Genomic DNA, 23,180 nt, shown 5'->3' with positions numbered 1-23,180 from the left:
ACACCCGGGCCGGCCGCCACAGGCGCGGCCGGCCCGGCTTCCCGGCGGTGCGGACCGAACCCGGGTTCCCGACCGTGCGGATCCGTACACGGTGCGACGACGGTGAGCAGGGCGCCGCCGAGTCGGCGGCCCTGCGGACCGCATCCGGGGTTTCCGGCGGTGCGGACCGCACCGGGGGCGGAGAGCCGCAGCGCAGCGGCGTAGGGCAGGAGGCGAACGACGAATGGTGGTGGCGACAGCATGGCGGCGGTGACCGCATCCCGGAGCCCGGCCCCGGAGCGGGACGGCGGCAGCCGGCGACCGGCACCCGGCCCGGGGCGGCGCTGGCGTGGCGTACGGGGCAGGTTCCGACTGGCCTGGCGGGAGCGGTCGGCGTACGCCTTCCTGGCCCCCGGCCTGATCCTCTTCTCGGTCTTCACCGTCTTCGCGCTCGGCTTCGCGTTCTACCTGACGTTCCGGGAGTGGAACATCCTGGAGCCGGCGAAGCCCTTCGTCGGGTTGCAGAACTACCGCGACATGGTGCAGGACGAGGACTTCCGCCGTTCGATCATCAACACCGCCTACTTCACCGGTGCGTCGGTGCCGCTCGGCATGGCCGTCGGGCTCGGCGTCGCGCTGCTGCTCAACCAGCCGATCCGGGGTCGCGGACTGTTGCGCACGCTCTACTTCCTGCCCAACATCACCCCGTTCGTGGTGGCGGCAATCGTCTGGAAGTGGCTCTACAACGGCGACTTCGGCCCGATCAACTTCTATCTGCTCAAGACGCACCTGATCCGCGAACCGCTGGTCTGGCTCTCCGACAAGAACCTCGCGATGCCGGCCGTGGTGCTGATGAGCGTCTGGGCCAGCGTCGGCTTCTCGATGGTGGTCTACCTGGCGGCGTTGCAGGCCATCCCGAACGAACTCTACGAGTCGGCCCGGATCGACGGCGCCGGCCCGTGGGCCCGGCTCCGCTACGTCACCCTGCCGATGCTGGCCCCGTCGACGCTCTTCCTGATGGTGATGGGGATCATCGGCTCGTTCCAGGTCTTCACCCAGATCTACATCATGACCGGCGGCGGCCCGGTCAACCGGACCACCACGATGGTCTACTACATCTACGAGGCCGCCTTCAAGTTCTACGAGATGGGGTACGCCAGCACCCTCGCCTACGGGCTGTTCGTACTCCTGCTGGTCTTCACGGCGATCCAGCTCCGGCTCTACCGGAAGGCGGACCTGTGAGCAGCCCGAACCGAGGAGCCGCCGTGACCGCGACAGTGCCGGACGCCCCGGACACCCTGACCGACCCGAGCGGGCCACCGGCCGACCGGGGAGCGGCCCGCCGGCCCACCCTGCGGCGCCGGGCCTGGCTCGCCGTCTGCTACCTCCTGCTGGTGCCCGGCGCGATCCTCTTCGTCGCACCGTTCGCCTGGCTGGTCAGCGCCTCGTTCCAGCACGTCGGCGACATCTTCTCCTGGCCGCCGCAGTGGATACCGGAGAACCCGACCCTGGACGGCTACCGGGGCTTCTTCGGCATCGGCAAGGCCGGCGAGCTGGCCCAGGGCAGCGAGGGGGCCTGGCGGTGGTTCCTGAACAGCGCCTTCGTGGCCACCTCGGTGACGGTGCTGCAACTGTTCTTCAACTCGCTGGCCGCGTACACCTTCGCGAAGCGGAAGTTTCCCGGCCGGGACGCGATCTTCCTGCTCTTCCTGGCCACCATGATGGTGCCGCCGCAGGTCACGCTGATCCCGAACTATCTCGTGCTCAAGCACATCCCGTTCTTCGGCGGCAACGACGCGCTCGGCAACGGCGGGCACGGCTGGCTCGACTCGTACTGGGGGCTGATCCTGCCCGGTGCGGTGAGCGCGTTCGGGATCTTCCTGCTGCGGCAGTACATGCTCTCGATCCCGGACGAGTTGCTGGACGCGGCCCGGATCGACGGGGCCGGCGAGTTCCGGGTCTTCTGGCGGGTGGTGCTGCCGCTCTGCGGGCCGGCCCTGGCCGCCACCGCGATCTTCACCTTCACCTACGCCTGGGAGGACTTCCTCTGGCCGCTGATCGTCATCTCCAGCTCGGACAAGTACACCGCTCCGCTGGGTTTGGCCCTCTTCGTGGTGAAAAATCGGACATCCTGGAACCTGCTGATGGCCGGCTCGGTCGTCGCCACCCTTCCGATGATCGTCACCTTCCTGGTGTTCCAACGCCGGTTCATCCAGGGCATATCGATGAGCGGACTCAAGGGATGACCGGAAACGACAGCGGGCCGGCCGAGGCGGGGATCGGGGCGGGAACCGACGCGTCGACCCGGGCGCTGGTCGAGGAGCTGCTGAACGAGGGCAACGGGGTGCTCCGGCTCGGGCCGGCGTTCGTCGCCCGCGACCTGGTGCCGCCGGGCCGCCGGCTGGGGCTGCCGGAGCAGGCGTACGACCTCGGGGAGCGGGGCTTCGTCTGCGAACGCTGGCTCGGCTCGACCACCCGGGCCGACAACCGGATCGGCCCGCCGGACGAGGGACTCGGGCAGGTCGTCGACCGGGACGGGCGGGCCCGGGTGACGCTGCGCGACGCGGTACGCGCCGCCCCGGCCGCCGTGCTTGGTGCGACATATGCGGCCAGCCACCCGCACGGGCTCGGCCGGCTCGCCAAGCTGCTCGACTACGGCGCCCGGATCCCGTACCACATCCATCCGCCGCAGCGCTTCGCCGAGCTGGTCGGGCGGCGGTCCAAGGACGAGGCGTACTACTTCCCGGCCGGGGTGGAGCCCGGTCCGCACCCGGAGACGTTCTTCGGGGTGCACCCGTGGATCGTCCGGGAGCGGGCCTACGAGGTGCTGCTGCCCTACCTGGTCGACTGGGACAGCGACCTGATCCTGCGGCACGCACGGGCCGACCTCCAGGTGCCGGACGACGGGTTTTCGGTGCCGTCCGGGGTGCTGCACGCGCCCGGCACCGCGCTGACGGTGGAACTCCAGGAGGACTCGGACGTCTTCGCCATGTTCCAGGCGCTCAACGCCGGCCGGATCATCTCCAAGGAGCTGCTCTACAAGGACGTCCGGCCGGCAGATCGGCAGGCGCACGGCGAGCGGTTCCCGCTCGGCTTCGTGGAGTGGGAACTCAACGGCGACCCGTACTTCTACGAGAACAACCACCTGCCGCCGCGCCCGGTCGAGCCGGACGGCGCGGGTGCAGGTGGCCGGGAGTGGTGGATCTTCTACAACACGCCGAAGTTCAGCGGGAAGAAGCTGGTGGTGCCGCCCGGTCGGACGCACCTGTCGACCGAGCGCGGGGTGTACTCGATCCTGGTCTGGTCCGGCAGCGGGCGCTACTGCGGCCACGACGTACGCGGCGGCGACGCCGACCGGGACGAGTTGCTCGTCGCGCACGACACCGCCACGGCACCGCACCCGGTGGAGAACACCGGCGACGACGACCTGGTGGTCTTCAAGTTCTTCGGCCCGGACGTCAACGACCACGCGCCGGCACTCCCCCGCAGCACGTCGACCTGACCCCGGAACGGCTCCGCGTCCCCTGACGCTCGAAGCAAGTCCCAAGATTCTTGGAGAGTTGTGGCGCGCTGCGAACCATAACTCTCCAAGAATCTTGGACTTGCCGCGTAGCCGGCGACCTCCGCGCGGCGCGCGTCGGCGGGGCATCGGGCCCCGGTTGCCGGGTGCCCTCGTTCCGGCGGGACAGGCTTGTCAGCGCGAGGCGGGATTGCATACTGTAGTCAACATAACGCATACAAGTAGGCACGCCGCTGCCGCGTCGCCTCGACGCCGTGCGGACGTCGTACGAGAAGGGAGCAGCCCGTGCGAGTTGCAGTGCTCGGAGCCGGCGCCATCGGCGCGTACGTCGGTGCGTCCCTGTGCCGGGCCGGAGTGGACGTGCGGTTGATCGCCCGCGGCGCACACCTGGCCGCGTTGCGGGCCCACGGGGTACGGGTGTTGAGCCCGCGCGGTGACTTCGCCGCACATCCGTACGCCACCGACGACCCGGCCGAGGTCGGTCCGGTCGACTACGTGTTCCTGGGGCTGAAGGCGCACTCCTACGCCTCGGCCGGTCCGCTGCTCGAACCACTGCTCGGTCCGGAGACCGCCCTGGTCGCCGGGCAGAACGGCATCCCGTGGTGGTACTTCCACAAGCTGGCCGGGCCGTACGAGGGGCAGCGGATCGAGGCCGTCGACCCGGGCGGGGCGACCTCGGCGGTGATGGCCCCGGAGCGGGCGATCGGCTGCGTGGTCTACCCGGCGACGGTGATCGAGTCGCCCGGGGTGATCCGGCACCTGGAGGGGACCCGGTTCTCCATCGGCGAGCCGGACGGCACCCTGTCGCAGCGCTGCCTGCGGTTCAGCGCCGCGATGGTGGCCGGCGGGCTGAAGTGCCCGGTGGAGCCACGGCTGCGGGACGACATCTGGATCAAGCTGATGGGCAACGTGTCGCTTAACCCGATCAGCGCGCTGACCAGGGCCACCATGGCGGAGATCTGCGAGAGCCCGGGGACCCGCCGGGTGGTCGAGCAGATGATGGCGGAGACTCTCGACATCGCCGGCCGGGTCGGCAGTACGCCGGAGATCTCGATCGGCAAGCGGGTGGAGGGTGCCCGCCGGGTCGGCCACCACAAGACCTCGATGTTGCAGGACCTCGAGGCGGGCAAGGAACTGGAACTCGACGCGGTCGTCGCCGCCGTGGTGGAGATCGCCGACATCACCGGTGCGCCGGCACCGACCCTGCGCACCGTCTACGCCGCGACCGAGCTGTTGGCCAAGACCACGGCCCGGTCGGCGCCCGCCCCGAGCGTGCCGGCGGCCTGACCGGCCGACCGGCCCACTCCCCCGGCCGCACCACCCCCAGTGTCCCGGTGCCGGGAAGGCATCGAGGACCCGCACCCCCAACCACCGGACATCCGACGCCCTGGAGGCTTCCGTGACCCTGATCCGCGACCCAGGTACCGACTGGGACGGCATCTCCACCAGCTGCCACCCGACCGCCCCCGAGCCGTTCAGCCACCCGACCGCCCCCGAGGCGCTCGCCCGCTCCACCGCCCCCGAGGCGTTCGGCCGCTCCACCGCCCCCGAGGCGTTCGGCCACGCGGCCGCCTCCGGGGCGTTCAGCCGTTCCGACGCTGCCGAGACCTTCGCCCACGCCCGCCACCCGGAGGTCTGAAGTCATGGCCAGGATCCCCTGCATGGACGCGGTCGTCTCGGTGCTCGCCTCGGAGGGCGTGGACGTCGCCTTCGGCTGCCCCGGTGCCGCGATCCTGCCGCTCTACGCGGCGCTGCGGCGCAGCGACATCCGGCACCTGATCGTCCGGCACGAGGAGGGTGCCACACACATGGCCGACGGCTGGGCCCGGACCAACGGCCGGGTCGGCGTGGCGATCGGCACCTCCGGCCCGGCCGGCACCAACATGATCACCGGCCTCTACACCGCCCAGGCGGACTCCATCCCGATCATCTGCATCACCGGCCAGGCGCCGACCACCAAGCTGCACCAGGAGGCGTTCCAGGCGGTCGACATCGTCGAGATCGCCAAGCCGGTGACGAAGTGGGCGGTGCAGGTCAAGGAGGCGGCGCAGGCGCCGTGGATCTTCCGGGAGGCGTTCCGGATCGCCCGCTCCGGGCGGCCCGGACCGGTGCTGATTGACCTCCCGATCGACGTGGCGCGCCAGGAGATCGAGTGGGACGCCTCGATCGACGCCCCGCTGCCGGTGCCCCGGGTCGAGCCGCACCCGCCCCGGGTCGAGCGGGCCCTGGACCTGCTGCTCGCCGCCGAGCGGCCACTGATCCTGGCCGGCGGCGGGGTGATCATCGGCGAGGCGACCGACCTGCTCCGGGACGTGGCCGAGACGCTTGACGTGCCGGTCCAGGTGACCCTGATGGGCAAGGGCGCGATCCCGGAGGACCACGACCTGTTCGCCGGGATGACCGGCATCCAGACCACCCAGCGCTTCGGCAACGCCTCCTTCCTGGAGTCCGACCTGGTGCTGGCCCTCGGCGCCCGGTTCGGCGACCGGCACACCGGCGACCTGGCGACCTACCGGGGCGACCGGAAGTTCGTGCACGTCGACATCGAGCCGACCCAGCTCGGCAAGGTGTTCGGCCCCGACCTCGGGATCGTCTCGGACACCGGGGCGTTCCTCGCCGCGCTGCTGGACGCCGCACGCCGCCGGGGGGTGCGGCGGGACCGGAGCGAATGGGTCTCGCGGGTACGCCAACTGCGCGCGACGCTGCGCCGCCGGGACGACTTCGAGGACGTACCGGTGAAGGCGCCCCGGGTCTTCAGGGAGATAAACGAGTTCTTCGGCCCGGACACCTACTTCGTCACGGCGATCGGCCTTTACCAGATCTGGTCCGGGCAGTTCCAGCGGGTCTTCAAGCCCCGGCACTACCAGGTGTGCGGGCAGGCCGGGCCGCTCGGCTGGGAGATCCCGGCGGCGATCGGGGTGAAGTGCGCCAGGCCGGACGCCGAGGTGGTCGGCGTGGTCGGGGACTACTCGTTCCAGTTCCTGGTCGAGGAGCTGGCGGTGGCCGCGCAGTACAACATCCCGTTCGTGCTGGTGATGCTGAACAACGAGTACCTCGGGCTGATCCGGCAGGCCGAGATCGGTTACGAGATGAACTACGAGGTGGACATCCACTACGACGAGTACGGCACCGACAACGTCAAGGTGATGGAGGCGTACGGCTGCTCCGGGCGCCGGGTGCTGCGGCCCGACGAGATCGCCGACGCGCTCGCCTGGGCCAGCAAGGAGGCCCGGCGGACCAGCCGGCCGGTACTTGTCGAGGTCATGATCGAACGGGAGGGGAACACCGCGCACGGGCTCTCGATCGCGCAGGTGAACGAGTTCGAGCCGGTACCGGAGATCGAGTACCGGGACCCGGTCTCGGGCTGACCCGACAGGGCGCCCACCGGCCGACGGCGATCGGTCCCCCGCCAGGACGGAGCGGCGGGGGACGATTGCATCTGGGCGACTGTATGCTATAACCCGACAAACAGTCGGCAGACCCGCCGCCGCCCGGCCGGTCTCGCCGGCCGACGATCTCTCGCAGCCGGAGGTGCTCCATGACCGATTGGGGGGGCTCGACCCCGCCCGCCGACGCCAACGGCGGCCGGCGCCGGGCGAGCACGTCCCGCCGCACGCCACGCGCCGTGCGGCAGCCCCTCGAGCGGCCCGCGCCGCTGCGCCAGGCGGTCTACGACGTCATCGCCGAAATGATCATCAACCGTGAGCTGCGCCCCGGCGAGCACCTGGTGGAGAACGAGCTGGCGGCCCAGCTCGGCGTCAGCCGGCAACCCGTGCGGGAGGCGCTGCAACGGCTGCAGAGCGAGGGCTGGGTCGACCTGCGCCCGGCCCTCGGCGCCTTCGTGCACGTGCCGACCGAGGAGGAGGCGGACCAACTGCTCGCCACCCGTACCCTGCTGGAGTCCGAGTCCGCCCGGCTGGCCGCCCGGCAGGCCACCCCGGAGCAGGTCGAGCGGCTGCGCGAGCTGCAACAGGCCGGCGAGCAGGCGTTGCGGGACGACGACCAGGTGGAGCTGGTCGCGGCGAACGCGGCGCTGCACGCGTACGTGGTGGAGATGTCCGGTAACAAGGTCCTCGCCGAGCTGATCGCGATGGTCGACCGGCGGGTGCGCTGGTACTACGCCCCGATCGCCCGGTCCCGGGGCCGGGAGGCGTGGGACGAGCACGCCGAGCTGATCGAGGTGATCGCCAGCCGGAACGGCCGGCGGGCCGGCGAACTGATGCGCCGGCACACCGAGCGGACCCGGGAGAGCTACCACCAGCGCCGCAAAGAGGCAGCCGAGCGGGAGGCCCTGGCCTGATCCGGCCGTGCTCCGGGCCGGGAAGACCCGCACCGGGTGCCCGGTCCGGGTCGACCGGGTTCCGGTGTCGACATCGGCCGGGCGGCACCGACGTTCCAGGCGAGTGACGGAACGCACCGTCGCACGAGCCCGAGGTGGTCCGATGAAGTACGTGATCCTGATCCACTCGAACCCGCAGCCGTGGGGGCACCCGACCAGCGACTACCTGGCCGAGCACCAGGAGCTGCCCGAGGAGCTGCGCGGGCGGCTGAACGCCGACTTCGAGCAGGTGATGACCGAGTTGCAGGCAAACGGCGAGCTGCTCGGCGGCGAGGCGCTGGGTGCCCCGTCGGCCGCCCGGCTCTACCGCTGGCGCGACGGCGCCCCGCTGGCCACCGACGGCCCGTACTCGGAGGCGAAGGAGCATCTCGCGGGCTTCTTCCTGATCGACGTGCCGGACCAGGCCCGTGCCGAGGAGGTCGCCGCGAGATTCGCCGGCCCCGGCGAGACGGTGGAACTGCGGCCGACGATGTGGCCCGGTGGCGACGACCAGTAGCCGGCCCACCGGCGCCGGACCGGCGCGGCCCGCGACGGCGCCGGGCCGGGACGTGCCCGCGCAGCTGTCGGGCCGGGACGTGCTCGCGGAGGTGTGGCGCCGGGAGGCGCCGCACGTCCTCGGCGCGCTGCTGCGCCGGTACGCTGACCTGGCCGACTGTGAGGACGCCGTGCAGGACGCGGCGGAGGCCGCCGCCGCGCGGTGGACCGCCGACACGGTGCCGGACGACCCCCGGGCCTGGCTGATCCGGGTCGCCTCGCGACGCCTGGTCGACCGGTTCCGCGCGGATTCCGCCCGCGGCCGGCGCGAGGCGCTGGACGCGGCCCGCCGGCCGGAGGACGTCGGCGTCGCGCCGGCCGCGGACGAGGTGCCGGAGCCGGCGGTCGACGACACCCTCCGGCTGCTCTTCCTCTGCTGCCATCCGGTGCTGAGCCGGCCGTCGCAGGTGGCGCTCAGCCTGCGCGCGGTGGCCGGGCTCGGCGTGGAGCAGATCGCCGCCGCCTACCTGGTGCCGGCCCGCACCATGACCCAGCGGCTCACCCGGGCCCGCACGGCGCTGCGACAGGCGGGTGCCCGGTTCGACATGCCGGCCGAGTCGGACCTGCCGGCCCGGGTCGCCGCCGTGCTGGACGTCTGCCATCTGGTCTTCACCGAGGGCTACACCCGGACCTCCGGCGAGTCCCTGCTCGACGTGGCACTCGCCGAGGAGGCGATCCGGCTCACCCGGCAGGTGCACGCCGCGCTGCCCGAGCACGCCGAGGCGGCCGGCGCGCTGGCGCTGATGCTGCTGACCCACGCGCGGTCGCCGGCCCGGACCGACGCCGCCGGTGACCTCGTGCCCCTGGCCGAGCAGGACCGGAGCCGCTGGCGGCGGGACCTGGTCGAGGAGGGAGTAGCGCTGCTGGAGGCGCACCTGCCCCGGGGGCACGTCGGCCGGTACCAGCTCCAGGCGGCGATCGCCGCGGTGCACGCCGAGGCGGACCGCTACGAGGTCACCGACTGGCTACAAATCAGCGTCCTCTACGACATGCTGCGCCGGGTCGCCCCGGGCCCGACCGTCACGCTGAACCATGCCGTCGCCGCCGCGATGGCGCACTCCCCGGCGGTCGGCCTCGCCCTGCTCGACCCGCTCCGCGCCGATCCCGCCATGCGACGACACCACCGGCTGTACGCGGTCCGCGCTCACCTGCTCGAACTCGACGGCGATCCGGCCGGCGCGGCCGAGCAGTACCGGCTGGCGGCGCGGTTGACCGCGAGCCTGCCGGAGCAGCGCTATCTCAACCGGCGGCTGGCCCGACTGGAGAAGCCGCCGGCCCGGCTGGAGAACCGGTCCGGGTAGCCGCCCCCGTCCCGGCCCCGGCCCCGCGCCGGCCCGGCCCCGCGCCGTGCCGGTGCCGCCCTGTGCCGGTCCGGCCCTGTCCAGCCGCCGTCCGGCCGTCCCCTCACAGCCGGATGGACTTCTTGTTCATGAACTCCTCGATGCCCGCCGAACCGAGTTCCCGGCCCATCCCGGAGCGCTTGATCCCGCCGAACGGCAGGTCGGCCTGCGATCCACCGGCACTGTTCAGGTAGACCATGCCGGACTCGATCTGGCCGGCGACCCGGCGCAGCCGCTCGGGATCGGTGCCCCACACGCTGGCGCCGAGCCCGAACGGCGAGTCGTTCGCGATGGCGACCGCCTCCTCCTCGGTCTCCGCCCGGAAGACCAGTACGACCGGGCCGAAGATCTCCTCGTGGTACGCGTCCATCTCCCGGGTCACGTCGGTGAGCACGGTGGCCTCCAGATAGGCGCCGGGCCGGTCGACCCGGCGTCCACCGGTACGCAGCGTCGCGCCCTGTCGGACGGCCTTCTCGACCTGCCCGGCCACCTCGTCGGCCGCCGCGACCGACGCCAGCGGCGGCAGCTTCGTCGCGGGATCGCCGGGGTCGCCCGGCACGAAGGTCTCGGCCACGTGCTTGGTCAGCCGGTCGACGAACTCCTGGTAGATGTCGGCGAGCACGATCATCCGCTTCGGCGCGTTGCACGACTGGCCGCAGTTGCGCATCCGGGCGGTCGCGGTGGCCTGCACGGTCCGGTCCATGTTGTCGGTGTCCAGCAGGATCAGCGGGTCGGAGCCGCCGAGTTCCAGGACGGCCTTCTTCAGGTTCCTGCCGGCGTCGGCGGCGACCGAGATGCCCGCCCGCTCGCTGCCGGTGAGCGAGACCCCCTGGATGCGGGGGTCGGCGAGGATCCCAGGGATCTGCGAGCTGGACGCGAAGATGTTCACGTACGCGTCCTCGGGCACCCCGGCGTCGTGCAGGATCCGCTCGATCGCCGCCGCCGACCGGGGGCAGATCGAGGCGTGCTTCAACAGGATCGTGTTGCCGAGGACCAGGTTCGGCGCCACGAACCTGGCGACCTGATAGCAGGGGAAGTTCCACGGCATGATGCCGAGCAGCGCTCCGATCGGGTTCTTGGTGATGACGGCCCGGCCGCCCCTGATCTCCAGTGGTTCGTCGGCCAGCAGCGCGGGACCGTTGTCGGCGTAGTACCGGAAGATGTCGACGACGACACCGATCTCGCCCCGGCCCTCGTTGATCCGCTTGCCCATCTCCAACGTCATCGTCGCGGCCAGTTCGTCGGCGCGCTCGGCGAACAGGTCCGCCGCGCGGGAGACGATCCCGGCCCGCTCGGCGACCGGTCGGCGCCGCCACGACAGGTACCCCCGGTGGACGCGGTCGATCGCCGCCCGGACCTCTCCGTCGGTCGCGTTCTCGATCTCCTCGACCAGTTCACCTGTCGCCGGGTCGGTAACTGTGTACATAGGGATTCCAAGCTCCGTTCTCTACCGGCGCCGGGTCACCGACCCTGCCCGGTCGTCGACGCGCGCTCCTGGGATGCGCCGGTGACGGTCTCACCGCTGCACTGTGATGCCCTTGGGGTTGAGGTGGGCGATGTTGCCGCTCTCGGTTCCGTCGGCGGGGTCGATGACGCAGTCGACGAGGGCGGGCTTGCCCAGCGCCAGTGCCTCGCGCAGGGCTGCGGCGACCTCCACCGGCGTCGTCGCCCGGTAGCCCCGGCCGCCGAAGGCGGCGATCATGAGGTCGTGCCGGGCCCGGAGCGCGGTCGGTGCCGGGTCCGCGGACTCGGACGCCTCGTCGCCGCGGTAGACGCCGCTGTTGTTCAGCACCACGGTGACGATCGGCAGGTCGTAGCGGCAGATCGTCTCGATCTCCATGCCGCTGAACCCGAACGCGCTGTCGCCCTCGATCGCGACGACCGGGTCGCCGGTCTCGACCGCGGCGGCGATCGCGTAGCCCATGCCGATGCCCATCACGCCCCAGGTGCCGCTGTCCAGGCGGTGTCGCGGCACCTGCATCCCGATCGTGTTGCGCGCCAGGTCCAGCGCGTTGGCGCCCTCGTTGACGACGTACGTCCGAGGGTTGTCCCGCAGGACGTCACGGATGGCCTGGAGGGCGCCGAGGAACTTCATCGGATGCGCCGTCTCGGCTGCCTCCAGTCGTTTGGCCATCTTGCCGACGTTCGCCGCCGAGCGGGCCGAGAGTTCGTTCCGCCACTGCGTCGGGACCGCGATCCGGCCGGGTCCGGTCCGGTCGATCAGGGCCTGCAGCACCGAGCCGACGTCCCCGACCAGCGGTGCCGCGATGGGCTGGTTGCTGTCCAGCTCGGTGCTGGCGATGTCCACCTGGATGAACTTGGCGTCGGAGTTCCACTGCGGTGCGTCGCCGTGTCCGAGCAGCCAGTTGAGCCGCGCACCGACGAGCATCACGACGTCGGCCCGGCGGATGGCGAGCGACCTGGCGCTGGCCACCGACTGTGCGTGGTCGTCGGGCAGCAGGCCCTTCGCCATCGACATGGGCAGGTAGGGCACGCCGGTGAGCTCGACGAACCGGCGGATCTGGTCGTCTGCCTGGGCGTACGCGGCGCCCTTGCCGAGCACCACGAGCGGGCGTCGGGCGTTCGCGAGCAGTTCGATCGCGCGGTCCAGGGCCGCGGGTTCGGGCACCTGGCGGGGTGCCGGGTCGACGACCCGCCACAGTGACGCCGCGCCCAGGTCCGCGTCGATGACCTCGCCGAGGACCGCGGCCGGGATGTCGAGGTAGACCCCTCCCGGGCGACCGGAGACGGCGGTACGGATCGCCCGGGCCACGCCGCGGCCGATGTCCTCCGCCCGCTGCACCCGGTAGGCCGCCTTGCAGAACTGTCGGGCCGCCGAGAGCTGGTCCATCTCCTCGTAGTCGCCGCGTTGCAGGTCGACGAGGTGCCGCTCGCTGGACCCGGAGATCTGCACCATCGGGAAGCAGTTCACGGTGGCGTTGGCCAGCGCCACCAGCCCGTTGAGGAATCCCGGGGCGGAGACGGTCAGGCAGATTCCCGGCTTCTTCGTCAGGAAGCCGGCCGCCGCCGCCGCGTGCCCGGCCGCGCTCTCGTGCCGGAATCCGATGAAGCGGATGCCGGAGGCCTGTGCCAGCCGGGCCAGGTCGGTGATCGGGATGCCCACGACGCCGTAGATGGCGTCGACCTCGTTGAGCTTGAGCGCGTCGACGACCAGGTGGATCCCGTCGGTGAGTTTCTCCGCACCTACGAGACCGCCGGCTTCGGACTCCCGGAGGGAAGCGATGGTCATGATCAGAGTCCTCCATCATCGTCGTGCGTCTCGCGGATTGCATACCGTATGGGGTAGGCAATAATCGTGGACCATCTGACACTGGGGTGTCTAGGGGTGGCAGGGACGTTTTCCGGTGCGGCCGTTCGGTTACCGCGTCGAGCTGGCGATCGCCGCCCGGTCCGTCTGCGCCGGTGGCTTTGGTCACTAGATCGTTTTTTGTATACCGAAGGCGGTATCCTGGGAGCGTCGAAGACATCTGTCGCCGGGAACGAGCACGAGGGTTTGTGGCAGGACGGCACCGGGTAGCTCCACATCGGAGACGTCCGGGTACGGTGCGGACCGGTGTGCACCGGGCTGCCGGGCCGCAGCCCCGCACGACCACCGCGGGCGATCCCCGCCGGTCGTCGATCCGGCGACAGACATGGATCCGCCGCCACGCGACGAGGCGTGCCGGCGGCAGATCCGGCGCCCCGGGTGTGCCCGGCCCCACCAGGCACACCCGGGTGTCCTGCCGGACCACCGTCCCGGACGGATCGTCGTCCGGTCCGGTGCGCACGGTCCCGGGAAGCGTCGTTTCCCGGGAAGACCGACAAGCAGGAGTGATGCTGTCATGACCACCTGGCGGACGTTCGCACGTTCCCTGGCCCGACTCTCCGACCGCCTGGCCCTGCCGACCGGCTCCCCGGCCGACGGCCGCTCCCTCGGGCTCGGCCTGGCGGCCGCGCTGGAGAACCAGCGTCGGGCCGCCCGGCCGAGCGACGAGGAGATCGAGCGCTTCCTCCGTGGCTCCGCCACGGACGAAGACCTGATCAAGGTCTGACCTGCCGTCAGACCGCGTCCCGGTCCGCCGTCACGGTGTCGCGGGCAGCGGGGGTCTCCGCCCCCACCCCCTCCGTGGCGGCGGTCGGCCGTTCGCGCCGGTCCCGTCGGGACTTCGCCAGGCTGGCCACGGTGGTGACCAGCAGCGTGCCGACGATCACCCCGAGCGAGACCGCGATCGGCACCGACGGTGCCCAGGAGACCCCGTCGTGGTGCGCCGCCTCCAGCACCAGCTTCACCCCGATGAAGGCCAGGATGAACGCCAGGCCCCTGCTCAGGTAGACCAGCCGGTCCAGCAACCCGCCGATCAGGAAGTAGAGCTGCCGTAACCCCATCAGCGCGAACGTGTTCGCGGTGAAGACCAGGTACGGCTCCTGGGTCAGCCCGAAGATCGCCGGGATGGAGTCCAGCGCGAAGAGCAGGTCGGTGGTGCCGATGGCGACCATCACGATCAGCATCGGCGTCACCATCAGCCGGCCGTCCACCCGGGCCAGGATCGAGGCGCCCCGGTACGACTCGGTGGTCGGCAGGATCCGCTTCGCCGTACGCAGGGCGAGGTTCTCGGAGAACTCGTCCTCGTGTTGCGGCCCGACCAGCTTGACCGCGGTGTAGATCAGGAAGGCGCCGAACAGGTAGAACAGCCAGTCGAACCGGGTGATCGCCTGCGCGCCGACCGCGATGAAGACGCCGCGCATCAGCAGCGCCAGCACGATGCCGATGAGCAGTACCTTCTGCCGGTACTTCAACGGCACCGCGAACCGGCTCATGATGATGATGAAGACGAACAGGTTGTCGACGCTCAGCGAGTACTCGGTGAGCCAGCCGGCGAAGAACTGCCCGCCGTAACCGACCCCGGCCGTCGCCGTCAGCACGATCCCGAAGGCGACCGCGGCCAGCACGTAGAAGCTCACCCAGGCCACGCACTCCCGGAAGGCCGGCTCGCGCGGATTGCGGGCGACCAGGTAGAAGTCGAAGGCGATCATCACCAGGAAGCCGACGATCGTCACGGCCCAGACCCAGACCGGCAGGTTCACGGTTCTCCCTTCGCTCGGCCGAGGGTGGCGGCGGTTCGGCGCCGCCCGGCGGCCCTTGCCCGCCGACGGCTCTCCCGGGCCTTCCATTGCGCCTCGGCGTGTCGCAGGTAGAAGGCGTACAGCCGGTCGGCGGCCGGGTTGCGGTGCCGGACCCGGCGCAGCCAGCCCGGAGCGATCCGCTCGTGCAGCCAGCTGAACCCGATCGCGAAGCCGAGGCTGACGATCGCCTGGTAGGCGAGGAAGCCCGGCAGGTCCGGCGGCAGCACCGGCCGCCCGGTGAGCAGCAGGGCCACCAGCAGCTCGTGGACCACCCGGGCGACCGGGAAGCCGAGGAACCAGTAGAGCGCCACCGGGGCGAAGACGCCCGGCGACACGATGCCGGAACCGAGCAGCAGCCCGAAGCCGCCGCCGAGCAGCACCAGTGGCAGACCGAGCCCCAGGCCGGTGGCCAGGGCCCAGCCGGTCGGCTGGCCGGCGAGCAGGGCGAGCCCGCCGGCCGCCACCCCGGCGGTCGCCCCGATGCCGGCTCCCGGCAGGGCGAGCTCACCGAGGTGGCGTACGTCGCCGCCGGTCATCCGGGTGCTCCGCCGGGCTGGATCGGTTCGGTGTGGCGGCTCATATGACGACACCGAACCGGATCAGGCTGTAGACCAGCATCCCGAGATAGAACACCGCGCCGAACCCGATCACCGCGTTCTGCAGGATGCCGGGGCGGATCGGCTTGGGCAGCATCCGGTTGTTCACCAGCAGCAGCACGACGCAGTACGCGCCCATCGCGAAGGTGGAGAGGAAGGCGAGTACGTCGAGGATCGCCCCCGGGCCGTCGGCCGGGCCGAAGTTCAGGATCAGGATGCCGAAGGTGATGACGCCCCAGAGGAACCCGGCGTACAGCTTCGACATGCTGAACCGCTTCGCCCCGGGTACGAAGTGGTAGGTCATGTCCGCCTGACCCCGGGAGAACGAGTCGAAGAGGCCGAGCGTGGCATTCAGGCCGATAAGCGCGATGAAGCCGAGGAAGACCCCGTGCAGCACCGGCGCACCGGCGGAGGCGAACGCCTCGGCCATCGCGGTGAGCGCCGCCTCCCGCTCGCCGTCCCGGATCACGTCACCGACGCCCGGGTTCTCCCGGACGGCGGTCTGGGCCAGCACCGTGAACGAGATGGTGACGAGCATCGTGACGCCCCAGAAGAGCAGCAGGGCGTCGAAGGTGACCCAGCGCCGCCAGCCCTTCCACTTCCTCATCTCCTCCGGGTTGTCGGTGTCGAACATGAAGCCCCGGGAGGGCATCTCCTCCTGCTCCCCCGCGTGCCGCAGCCCGCGGATCTTCGGGATGTGCGCGCCCATTCCGGCACCGGAGTCCCGCAGGTGCAGCGTGTACCACATCTGCTGCATCCCGGACGGGCCGGCGAAGGCGATCGCCCCGACGATCACCGGGAACCAGGCCGCCGACATCGCCTCGCTGGGCAGGTAGCCGAAGTGGAACATGCCGCTGAGCGTGGAGGTGACGTCGCTCCACTGCCCGACGATGGAGGCGACCACCGAGGTGCCGACCACGAGTACGCCGATCAGCAGCCCGAGCAGGCTCTCCAGCAGCGGATAGATCACCTTGGCCAGGCTGAAGACGATGCCGACCAGGATCAGCCCGACACAGGCGCTTACCGTCCAGGGTATCCCGGTCACCTGCTCGAAGGCGGCGGCCCCGGTGGAGAGGTGGCCGGGCCAGATGTAGACCAGGATCGCCACGCTGAAGAAGAACCACATCAGTGGTTTGAAGACCCGGGCGGCGCCGAAGAAGATGCTCTCGCCGGTCGCCATCGCGTACCTGGCCATCTCCAGCATCACGAACGCCTGGAGGGTCACGCCGATCAGGAAGAGCCACCGGATCTCCGGCCCGAAGATCAGGACCAGCCGGGGCCACATGTACGACTCGCCCATGCCCACGCCGAGCGCGACCAGGAAGACCGTCGGGCCGAGCAGGTGGACCGAGGGCGGAGCCTTGGGAAGTTCCCGGATCGGCATCGGTTCGAGCCGTCCGGCCCGCCACACGCGCTCCTCGGCGGGCGGGGCCGGCGGTACGACGGTGCCGCCGCGCTGCTCGGGCAACGCGGCGGTACCGGCCGCCGGGGTGGTACTCGTCGGCTGGGTCGGGAAAGGGCTGTTCGAAGCGTCCACGCTGGACCTCCTCGGGACTGTGCCGTCGTACGGAGCCGGAGGACGGACCGGCTCCGACGCATGTGTCCGTTGACCCCTGGCCGCAGGGCGGGTCGCCGTCTCGCTCAGTGGCCCCTCCCACCGCCTGGTCTGGTGGAACCGTGCACTGCTCGGCGCCCTCCGGTCAGCCGCCGAGCAGACCGGCGGAACGTGCCCACCGGTACTTGGCACCGAGCACCGCGACCGGCTTTTCCGTGGTGTACGGATAGGCGACGATCCCGTGCCGGTACAGGTGTTCGCTGGCCTGGTCGACCTCGACGTCTCCGGCGAGCGAGGCGACCACCGGCTTGTGCACGCCCCTGGCCCGGAACTCCTCGACCACGTCGACGACCAGCTCGGCGAAGACCATCGGCGGGGTGACGATGGTGTGCCAGTAGCCGAGGATCAGCGCGTGGATGCGGGGGTCGGACAGGCCCAGGGCGATCGTGTTGCGGTAGGTGGACGGCGGCTCGCCGCCGGTGATGTCGACCGGGTTGCCGGCCGCGCCGAACGGCGGGATGAATGTGCGGAACGCCTCGTCGAGGTCCGGCGGGATCTCCATCAGGGTGAGTTCGTTGTCCACGCAGGCGTCCGAGAGGAGTACCCCGGAGCCGCCGGCACCGGTGATGATGACGACGTTCTCGCCCTGCGGGGTGGGCAGCAGCGGGATGCCCCGGGCGTATTCGAGCAGGTCGTTCAGGCCCGGCGCCCGGATCACGCCGTTGGAGCGCAGGATGTCGTCGTAGACCTTGTCGTTGCCGGCCAGCGCCCCGGTGTGCGAGCTGGCCGCCCTGGCGCCCTGGGCGGTGCGGCCCGCCTTGAGCACCACCACCGGCTTGGTCTTGGAGACCCGGCGGGCGGTGTCGGCGAACGACCGGCCGTCCTTGAGGTCCTCCAGGTGCATGGCGACGAGCTGGGTGTTCGGGTCGCTCTCGAAGAAGGTGAGCAGGTCGTCCTCGTCGATGTCGGCCTTGTTGCCGACCCCGACGATGGCGGAGACCCCCATCCGGGCGGCCCGGCTGAAGCCGAGGATGGCCATCCCGATGCCGCCGCTCTGCGAGGAGAGCGCCACCCCGCCCTTGACGTCGTACGGGGTGCAGAACGTCGCCGACAGGTTCTCCGGGGTGTAGTAGTAGCCGTAGATGTTCGGGCCGAGGATGCGTACGCCGTGCTCGCGGGCGACCCTGACCACCTCGGCCTGCAACGCGTGGTTGCCGGTCTCGCCGAAGCCGGACGGGATCAGGATCGCCCCCGCGACGCCCTTGGCGCCGACCTCGGCCAGCGCCTGCGGCACGAACTTCGCCGGGATGGCGAAGACCGCCACGTCGACCGGGCCGGGCACGTCGGCGATGCTCCGGTACGCCTTGCGGTCCAGAATCTCGGTGGCCTTCGGGTTGACCGGGTAGATCTCGCCCCGGTAGCCGCCGTTGACCAGGTTCTTCATCACCGAGTTGCCGATCTTGCCGGCCTCGGCCGAGGCGCCGATCACCGCCACCGAGGCGGGCCGCATGATCCGGTTCATGCTGGCCAGGATCTCCTCGTCGGTGAACCGCTCCGGCGTCGCCGCGGCGGCCGGGTCGACCAGGATCCGCACGTCGACAGCCGTCGCGCCGGTGGCGGTGGCGAGCACCGGGTTGAGGTCCACCTCGGCCAGTTCGGGAAAGTCGGTGACCAGCTGCGACAGCCGGACGACCAGGTCGGCCAGCACCTCCCGGTTGGCCGGCTCGGCGCCGCGTACCCCGCGCAGGATCTCGGCCGAGGCGATGCCGTCGATCATCGACAGCGCGGTCCCGGTGTCGGTCGGGGCGAGCCGGAACTGGACGTCCTTCAGCACCTCGACGAGTACGCCGCCGAGGCCGAACGCGACCACCTTGCCGAAGGTCGGGTCGGTGACCGTACCGACGATCACCTCGTGCCCGGAGTCGAGCTGCTGCTGCACCTGCACACCGATGATCTTGGCATCCGCCCGGTACGCGCGGGCGTTGGCGATGATCGTGTCGTACCCGGAAGCCACCTCCTCGGCGGTGCGCAGCCCGACCAGCACGCCGCCGGCCTCGGTCTTGTGCAGGATGTCCGGTGAGACGATCTTCAGCACCACGGGCAGGCCGATCCGCTCGGCCAGCGCCACCGCCTCCGGTGCGCTGCCGGCCAGCCCCTCACCCGGGGTGGCGATCCCGTACGCCTCGACCACCAGCCGCCCCTCCGGAGCGGTGAGCGAGCTGCGGCCCTGGGCGGCGGCCTGGTCCAGCACCCGCCGCACTGCCTCGCGGTCGTGGCTGCTGTCGTTGGATGGCATGACGTCGTCTCCTTTGCAACGCCGGTGCCGGCGGGGCCGACGGCCGGGGAACGTGCGGGTTCTCGTCGGACGGGGCGGCGGTGGACGCGGTGCGGTGGCGCCGGGCAGCTCAGACGGCGCCGGCGGCGCACTACCGGGCGGCTCAGACGGCGCCGGCGGCGCGCAGCTCGTCGACCTGCTCCTCGGTGTAGCCGAGTTCGCCGAGGACCTGGCCGGTGTGCTCGCCGAGCAGCGGCGAGCGCTCCACCTCGACGTGCGAGTCGGAGAGCTTGATCGGGTTGCCGACCGTCTTGTACGCCCCCCGCGCCGGGTGCGCGACCTCGACCACCGAGCCGAGCTGGGCGAGGGTCTCGTCCTCGATCAGCTCCCTGGTCGACAGGATCGGCCCGCACGGGATGTTGAACGCGTTGAGTTTCTCCATGACCTCCTGCTTGGTGTGCCGCTCGGTCCACTCCTCGATGAGCGCGAACGCCTTGTCGAGCTTGTTCAGGCGCACCTGCGGGGTGTTCCAGGCCGGGTCGTCGGCCAGCTCCGGCCGGCCGATCAGCTCGCAGATCGGCTTCCAGCCGACCGGTTGGATGATCACGTAGATGTAGTCGTTCGGCCCGCCGGGGGCGCACCGCACCGCCCAGCCGGGCTGGCCGCCGCCGGAGGCGTTGCCGGAGCGCGGCACCTCGTCGCCGAAGCTCTCGTTCGGGTACTCCCCCAGCGGGCCGTGCGCCAGCCGCTGCTGGTCGCGCAGCTTGACCCGGCAGAGGTTGAGCACCGCGTCCTGCATGGCGACCTGCACCCGCTGGCCCCGGCCGGTGTGGGTGCGCTGGTAGAGCGCGGCGAGGATGCCGGCGACCAGGTGGATACCGGTGCCCGAGTCGCCGATCTGCGCTCCCGTGGCGGTCGGCGGCCCGTTCTCGAAGCCGGTGGTGCTCATCGCCCCGCCCATCGCCTGGGCGATCACCTCGTACGCCTTGAAGTTGGCGTACCGCCCCGGGCCGAAGCCCTTGATGGAGGCGTAGACCAGGCCGGGGTTGATCTCCTGTAGCCGCTCCCAGGGGAAGCCGAACCGCTCCACCACACCTGGGCCGAAGTTCTCCACCAGGATGTCCACCCCGGACACGAGTCGGGTGAAGACCTCCTTGCCCCGCTCGTTCTTCATGTTGAGGGTGATGCTGCGCTTGTTGCTGTTCAGCATGGTGAAGTAGAGGCTGTCCACCTCCGGGAGGTCGCGCAGCTGGGTGCGGGTGATGTCACCCTGGCCCGGCGCCTCCAACTTGATAACGTCCGCGCCCAGCCACGCCAGGATCTGCGTGGACGAGGGGCCGGACTGTACGTGCGTCATGTCGAGGACCCGTACGCCCTCCAGTGCCTTACCCATGCCAACCTCCTGTGCGCGCCCCGCCGGGTACGTCCGGCCGTCGAGCTTCGGGATTGCATACCGTATGGGGTAGGCAATATCGTGGCGCATGTAACAGTGGAGTGTCTAGGGGGTAGCGGGACGTTTTCCGCCGACGCCGGCGAGGCCAGGCGGTGGCGCACCCGCTCGTCGACGCGGGCCGGAGCCCGCGTACCACCGCCCGGCGCTGCCACCCGGTCCGATCTCCGGGCCCGGTCCGATCCCCACTTTCCCGCTTCGTCGCCCGGCTCGGGACCCCCGTCGCCGTCGGCGGAGCCAACCCATCGAAGGTCGAGCAGAAGGGAGACCCGGTGGACCTGTTGGAGCACCAGGCACAGGAACTCTTCGCCAAGCACGGCGTACCGGTCAGCCGCAACCGCGTCGCCAGCACCCCCGACGAGGCCCGGACGGCCGCCGCCGAGATCGGCGGCCGGGTCGTGGTCAAGGCCCAGGTCAAGACCGGCGGCCGGGGCAAGGCCGGCGGCGTGCGACTCGCCGACGATCCGGCAGCGGCCCGGGACGTCGCAGGCGCGATCCTCGGGATGGACATCAGGGGCCACACGGTGCACAGGGTGCTGGTCACCGAGGCGAGCGACATCGCCGATGAGTACTACGTGTCGTTCCTGCTCGACCGTTCCCGGCGGTCGTTCCTGGCACTGGTCTCCGCGCAGGGTGGTGTCGAGATCGAGCAGGTGGCGGCCGAGAACCCGGAGGCGCTGGCCCGGACCTGGGTGGACCCGGCCGGCGGCCTCGACCTCGACGCCGCACGCCGGCTGGCCGCCGCCGCCGGCCTGCCCGACGACGTACGCGAGGACGTGGCCCGGGTACTCGTCCGGCTCTGGCACGTCTTCCGGTCCGAGGACGCCACCCTGGTCGAGATCAACCCGCTGGCCCGGCTGGCCGACGGCAGCGTACGCGCCCTGGACGGCAAGGTGACCCTGGACGACAACGCGCGGTTCCGCCAGCCCGGCCATCCGCGGTACGTCGACGTCACCGCCACCGATCCACTTGAGGTACGGGCCGCGGAGAAGGGCCTCAACTACGTCAAGCTGGACGGCTCCGTCGGAGTGATCGGAAACGGCGCCGGACTTGTGATGAGCACCCTCGACGTGGTCGCCTACGCCGGCGAGCGGTACGGCGGGGTCAGGCCGGCCAACTTCCTCGACATCGGCGGCGGCGCCTCGGCCGAGGTGATGGCGAACGGGCTGGAGATCGTCCTCGGCGACCCCGACGTGCGCAGCGTCTTCGTGAACGTCTTCGGCGGCATCACCGCCTGCGACGCGGTCGCCGACGGCATCGTCTCGGCGGTCGAACTGCTCGCCGGCCGGGGCGAGGCGATCAGCAAACCGCTCGTCGTCCGGCTGGACGGCAACAACGCCGCGCGGGGGCGGCAGATCCTCGCCGAGGCGGACCTGCCCGGCGTACGGCTCGTGGACACGATGGACGGTGCGGCGCGGCTCGCCGCCGAACTCGCCGGCAAGGGGGCGTGACAGTCATGGCCATCTTCCTCACCGAGAAGAGCAGGGTACTGGTGCAGGGCATCACCGGCACCGAGGGCACGAAGCACACCCGCCGGATGGTCGCCGCCGGCACCAACATCGTCGCCGGGGTCACCCCGGGCAAGGGCGGCCGGGACGTCGACGGCATCCCGGTCTACGACAACTGCGCCGAGGCGGTGCGGGCGACCGGTGCGGACGTGACGGTGGTCTTCGTACCGCCCCGGTTCGCCAGGGCGGCCGTACTGGAGGCGGTCGACGCCGGCCTCGGCCTGGCCGTGGTGCTGACCGAGGGGATCCCGGTGCACGACACCGCCGAGTTCTGGGCGTACGCCCGGAGCACCGGCAACCGGACCCGGGTCATCGGACCGAACTGTCCCGGACTGATCAGTCCCGGACAGTCCAACGCCGGCATCATTCCCGCCGACATCACCAAGCGGGGCCGGATCGGGCTGGTCAGCAAGTCCGGCACCCTGACCTACCAGATGATGTACGAGCTGCGTGACTTCGGCTTCTCCACCTGCGTCGGCATCGGCGGGGACCCGATCGTCGGCACCACCCACATCGACTGCCTCCAGGCGTTCGAGGACGATCCCGAGACCGAGGCGATCGTGATGATCGGCGAGATCGGCGGGGACGCGGAGGAGCGGGCGGCGGCGTACATCGCCGAGCACGTCAGCAAGCCGGTGGTCGGGTACGTCGCCGGGTTCACCGCACCGGAGGGCAGGACGATGGGGCACGCCGGTGCGATCGTCTCCGGTTCCTCCGGCACGGCGCTGGCCAAGCAGCAGGCCCTGGAGGCGGTCGGGGTCCGGGTCGGCCGGACGCCGTCCGAGGCCGCCGCACTGATGCGCGCGACGTTGCTGACCCGCTGAGGCGACGACGGGAACGCCGGGTGCCGGGTCGGGCGGACGCGACCGGCGCCCGGCGTACCCGTTGGGCTGGGCCCGGTGCCCGGCGTACCCGTTGGTCTGCGCCCGCCGCCCGGCGGACCCGGGGGTCGGCGGCCGG

General features: G+C 71.2%; 19 protein-coding genes. 12 read left to right on the top strand and 7 right to left on the bottom strand.

Translation table 11 applies throughout. The features are described from left to right. Positions 1–249: 249 nt before the first annotated feature. From ACN28A_RS28100 to ACN28A_RS28060, 9 genes are all read left to right on the top strand, one after another. Positions 250–1,221 carry a carbohydrate ABC transporter permease gene (locus ACN28A_RS28100; protein ID WP_421399988.1) on the top strand — a complete coding sequence of 324 codons (972 nt, stop codon included), beginning with the start codon at positions 250–252 and terminating at the stop codon, positions 1,219–1,221. A 23-nt stretch (positions 1,222–1,244) separates the two neighbouring features. Further along, on the top strand, positions 1,245–2,225 hold the full coding sequence (locus ACN28A_RS28095) for a carbohydrate ABC transporter permease (RefSeq protein WP_421399985.1): 981 nt from the start codon (positions 1,245–1,247) through the stop codon (positions 2,223–2,225). Continuing rightward, positions 2,222–3,481, top strand: coding sequence for a hypothetical protein (locus ACN28A_RS28090; RefSeq protein WP_421399982.1), 1,260 nt, complete (start codon positions 2,222–2,224; stop codon positions 3,479–3,481). Before ACN28A_RS28095 ends, ACN28A_RS28090 begins: the two co-directional genes overlap by 4 nt. A gap of 303 nt (positions 3,482–3,784) precedes the next feature. After that, positions 3,785–4,786 (top strand): 2-dehydropantoate 2-reductase, encoded by a 1,002-nt coding sequence (locus ACN28A_RS28085; RefSeq protein WP_421399980.1) that lies wholly within the window; start codon positions 3,785–3,787, stop codon positions 4,784–4,786. Between the two features lie 112 nt (positions 4,787–4,898). Then, the gene (locus ACN28A_RS28080; protein WP_421399977.1) at positions 4,899–5,138 is read left to right on the top strand and encodes a hypothetical protein; all 240 of its coding nucleotides are present in this window, start codon (positions 4,899–4,901) and stop codon (positions 5,136–5,138) included. A 4-nt stretch (positions 5,139–5,142) separates the two neighbouring features. Further along, positions 5,143–6,867, top strand: coding sequence for a glyoxylate carboligase (gene gcl, locus ACN28A_RS28075; protein WP_421399975.1), 1,725 nt, complete (start codon positions 5,143–5,145; stop codon positions 6,865–6,867). A gap of 170 nt (positions 6,868–7,037) precedes the next feature. Continuing rightward, positions 7,038–7,799: a GntR family transcriptional regulator gene (locus tag ACN28A_RS28070; protein WP_421399972.1), complete on the top strand. Its 762-nt coding sequence runs from the start codon at positions 7,038–7,040 to the stop codon at positions 7,797–7,799. Positions 7,800–7,941: 142 nt separating this feature from the next. Beyond that, positions 7,942–8,334, top strand: a complete 393-nt coding sequence (locus tag ACN28A_RS28065; protein ID WP_421399970.1) for a YciI family protein — start codon at positions 7,942–7,944, stop codon at positions 8,332–8,334. 91 nt (positions 8,335–8,425) lie between these two features. Continuing rightward, a complete protein-coding gene (locus ACN28A_RS28060; RefSeq protein ID WP_421404686.1) occupies positions 8,426–9,673 on the top strand; it encodes an RNA polymerase sigma factor in 1,248 nt (415 codons plus the stop codon). Positions 9,674–9,776: 103 nt separating this feature from the next. Here the strand turns inward: ACN28A_RS28060 and ACN28A_RS28055 are convergent, their stop codons facing one another. After that, a complete protein-coding gene (locus ACN28A_RS28055; RefSeq protein WP_421399968.1) occupies positions 9,777–11,138 on the bottom strand; it encodes an NAD-dependent succinate-semialdehyde dehydrogenase in 1,362 nt (453 codons plus the stop codon). Positions 11,139–11,228: 90 nt separating this feature from the next. Continuing rightward, positions 11,229–12,962, bottom strand: a complete 1,734-nt coding sequence (gene oxc, locus ACN28A_RS28050) for an oxalyl-CoA decarboxylase (RefSeq protein ID WP_421399966.1) — start codon at positions 12,960–12,962, stop codon at positions 11,229–11,231. 592 nt (positions 12,963–13,554) lie between these two features. On the opposite strand from oxc, the gene ACN28A_RS28045 reads away from it, so the two are divergent. Next, entirely contained in the window at positions 13,555–13,764 is a 210-nt protein-coding gene (locus ACN28A_RS28045; protein WP_421399964.1) for a hypothetical protein, read from the top strand. 7 nt (positions 13,765–13,771) lie between these two features. On the opposite strand, the gene ACN28A_RS28040 is transcribed toward ACN28A_RS28045, so the two are convergent. The 5 genes from ACN28A_RS28040 to frc all read right to left on the bottom strand — a co-directional run bounded on the left by ACN28A_RS28040 (position 13,772) and on the right by frc (position 20,655). Further along, positions 13,772–14,797: a TerC family protein gene (locus tag ACN28A_RS28040; protein ID WP_421399961.1), complete on the bottom strand. Its 1,026-nt coding sequence runs from the start codon at positions 14,795–14,797 to the stop codon at positions 13,772–13,774. Next, positions 14,794–15,372, bottom strand: a complete 579-nt coding sequence (locus ACN28A_RS28035; protein WP_421399959.1) for a hypothetical protein — start codon at positions 15,370–15,372, stop codon at positions 14,794–14,796. The genes ACN28A_RS28040 and ACN28A_RS28035 overlap by 4 nt, the downstream gene beginning before the upstream one ends. Before the next feature lie 40 nt (positions 15,373–15,412). Then, positions 15,413–16,969, bottom strand: coding sequence for an Nramp family divalent metal transporter (locus ACN28A_RS28030; protein ID WP_421399957.1), 1,557 nt, complete (start codon positions 16,967–16,969; stop codon positions 15,413–15,415). Between the two features lie 163 nt (positions 16,970–17,132). Further along, entirely contained in the window at positions 17,133–19,283 is a 2,151-nt protein-coding gene (locus ACN28A_RS28025) for an acetate--CoA ligase family protein (RefSeq protein WP_421399956.1), read from the bottom strand. Positions 19,284–19,425: 142 nt separating this feature from the next. Further along, a complete protein-coding gene (frc, locus tag ACN28A_RS28020; protein WP_421399953.1) occupies positions 19,426–20,655 on the bottom strand; it encodes a formyl-CoA transferase in 1,230 nt (409 codons plus the stop codon). A gap of 329 nt (positions 20,656–20,984) precedes the next feature. On the opposite strand from frc, the gene sucC reads away from it, so the two are divergent. Both sucC and sucD read left to right on the top strand, forming a co-directional pair. Beyond that, positions 20,985–22,163, top strand: coding sequence for an ADP-forming succinate--CoA ligase subunit beta (sucC, locus tag ACN28A_RS28015; protein ID WP_421399950.1), 1,179 nt, complete (start codon positions 20,985–20,987; stop codon positions 22,161–22,163). 5 nt (positions 22,164–22,168) lie between these two features. After that, positions 22,169–23,044 (top strand): succinate--CoA ligase subunit alpha, encoded by an 876-nt coding sequence (sucD, locus tag ACN28A_RS28010; RefSeq protein WP_421399948.1) that lies wholly within the window; start codon positions 22,169–22,171, stop codon positions 23,042–23,044. The last annotated feature ends 136 nt before the right edge of the window (positions 23,045–23,180 follow it).

The sequence above is a fragment of the Plantactinospora sp. WMMB782 genome, from assembly GCF_049179135.1.
In the GTDB taxonomy this organism is placed as follows: domain Bacteria; phylum Actinomycetota; class Actinomycetes; order Mycobacteriales; family Micromonosporaceae; genus Plantactinospora.
The sequence above is the reverse complement of the archived record's forward strand: the minus strand, read 5'-3'. Positions and strand labels throughout refer to the sequence as shown.

What these genes read in the sequence shown, in the direction of transcription:
- ACN28A_RS28045 (WP_421399964.1), top strand. Translation starts at nt 13,555, where the DNA reads ATGACCACCTGGCGGACGTTCGCACGTTCCCTGGCCCGACTCTCCGAC.
- ACN28A_RS28025 (WP_421399956.1), bottom strand. Translation starts at nt 19,283, where the DNA reads ATGCCATCCAACGACAGCAGCCACGACCGCGAGGCAGTGCGGCGGGTG.
- frc (WP_421399953.1), bottom strand. Translation starts at nt 20,655, where the DNA reads ATGGGTAAGGCACTGGAGGGCGTACGGGTCCTCGACATGACGCACGTA.
- ACN28A_RS28065 (WP_421399970.1), top strand. Translation starts at nt 7,942, where the DNA reads ATGAAGTACGTGATCCTGATCCACTCGAACCCGCAGCCGTGGGGGCAC.
- ACN28A_RS28055 (WP_421399968.1), bottom strand. Translation starts at nt 11,138, where the DNA reads ATGTACACAGTTACCGACCCGGCGACAGGTGAACTGGTCGAGGAGATC.
- ACN28A_RS28035 (WP_421399959.1), bottom strand. Translation starts at nt 15,372, where the DNA reads ATGACCGGCGGCGACGTACGCCACCTCGGTGAGCTCGCCCTGCCGGGA.
- ACN28A_RS28070 (WP_421399972.1), top strand. Translation starts at nt 7,038, where the DNA reads ATGACCGATTGGGGGGGCTCGACCCCGCCCGCCGACGCCAACGGCGGC.
- gcl (WP_421399975.1), top strand. Translation starts at nt 5,143, where the DNA reads ATGGCCAGGATCCCCTGCATGGACGCGGTCGTCTCGGTGCTCGCCTCG.
- ACN28A_RS28090 (WP_421399982.1), top strand. Translation starts at nt 2,222, where the DNA reads ATGACCGGAAACGACAGCGGGCCGGCCGAGGCGGGGATCGGGGCGGGA.
- sucD (WP_421399948.1), top strand. Translation starts at nt 22,169, where the DNA reads ATGGCCATCTTCCTCACCGAGAAGAGCAGGGTACTGGTGCAGGGCATC.
- oxc (WP_421399966.1), bottom strand. Translation starts at nt 12,962, where the DNA reads ATGACCATCGCTTCCCTCCGGGAGTCCGAAGCCGGCGGTCTCGTAGGT.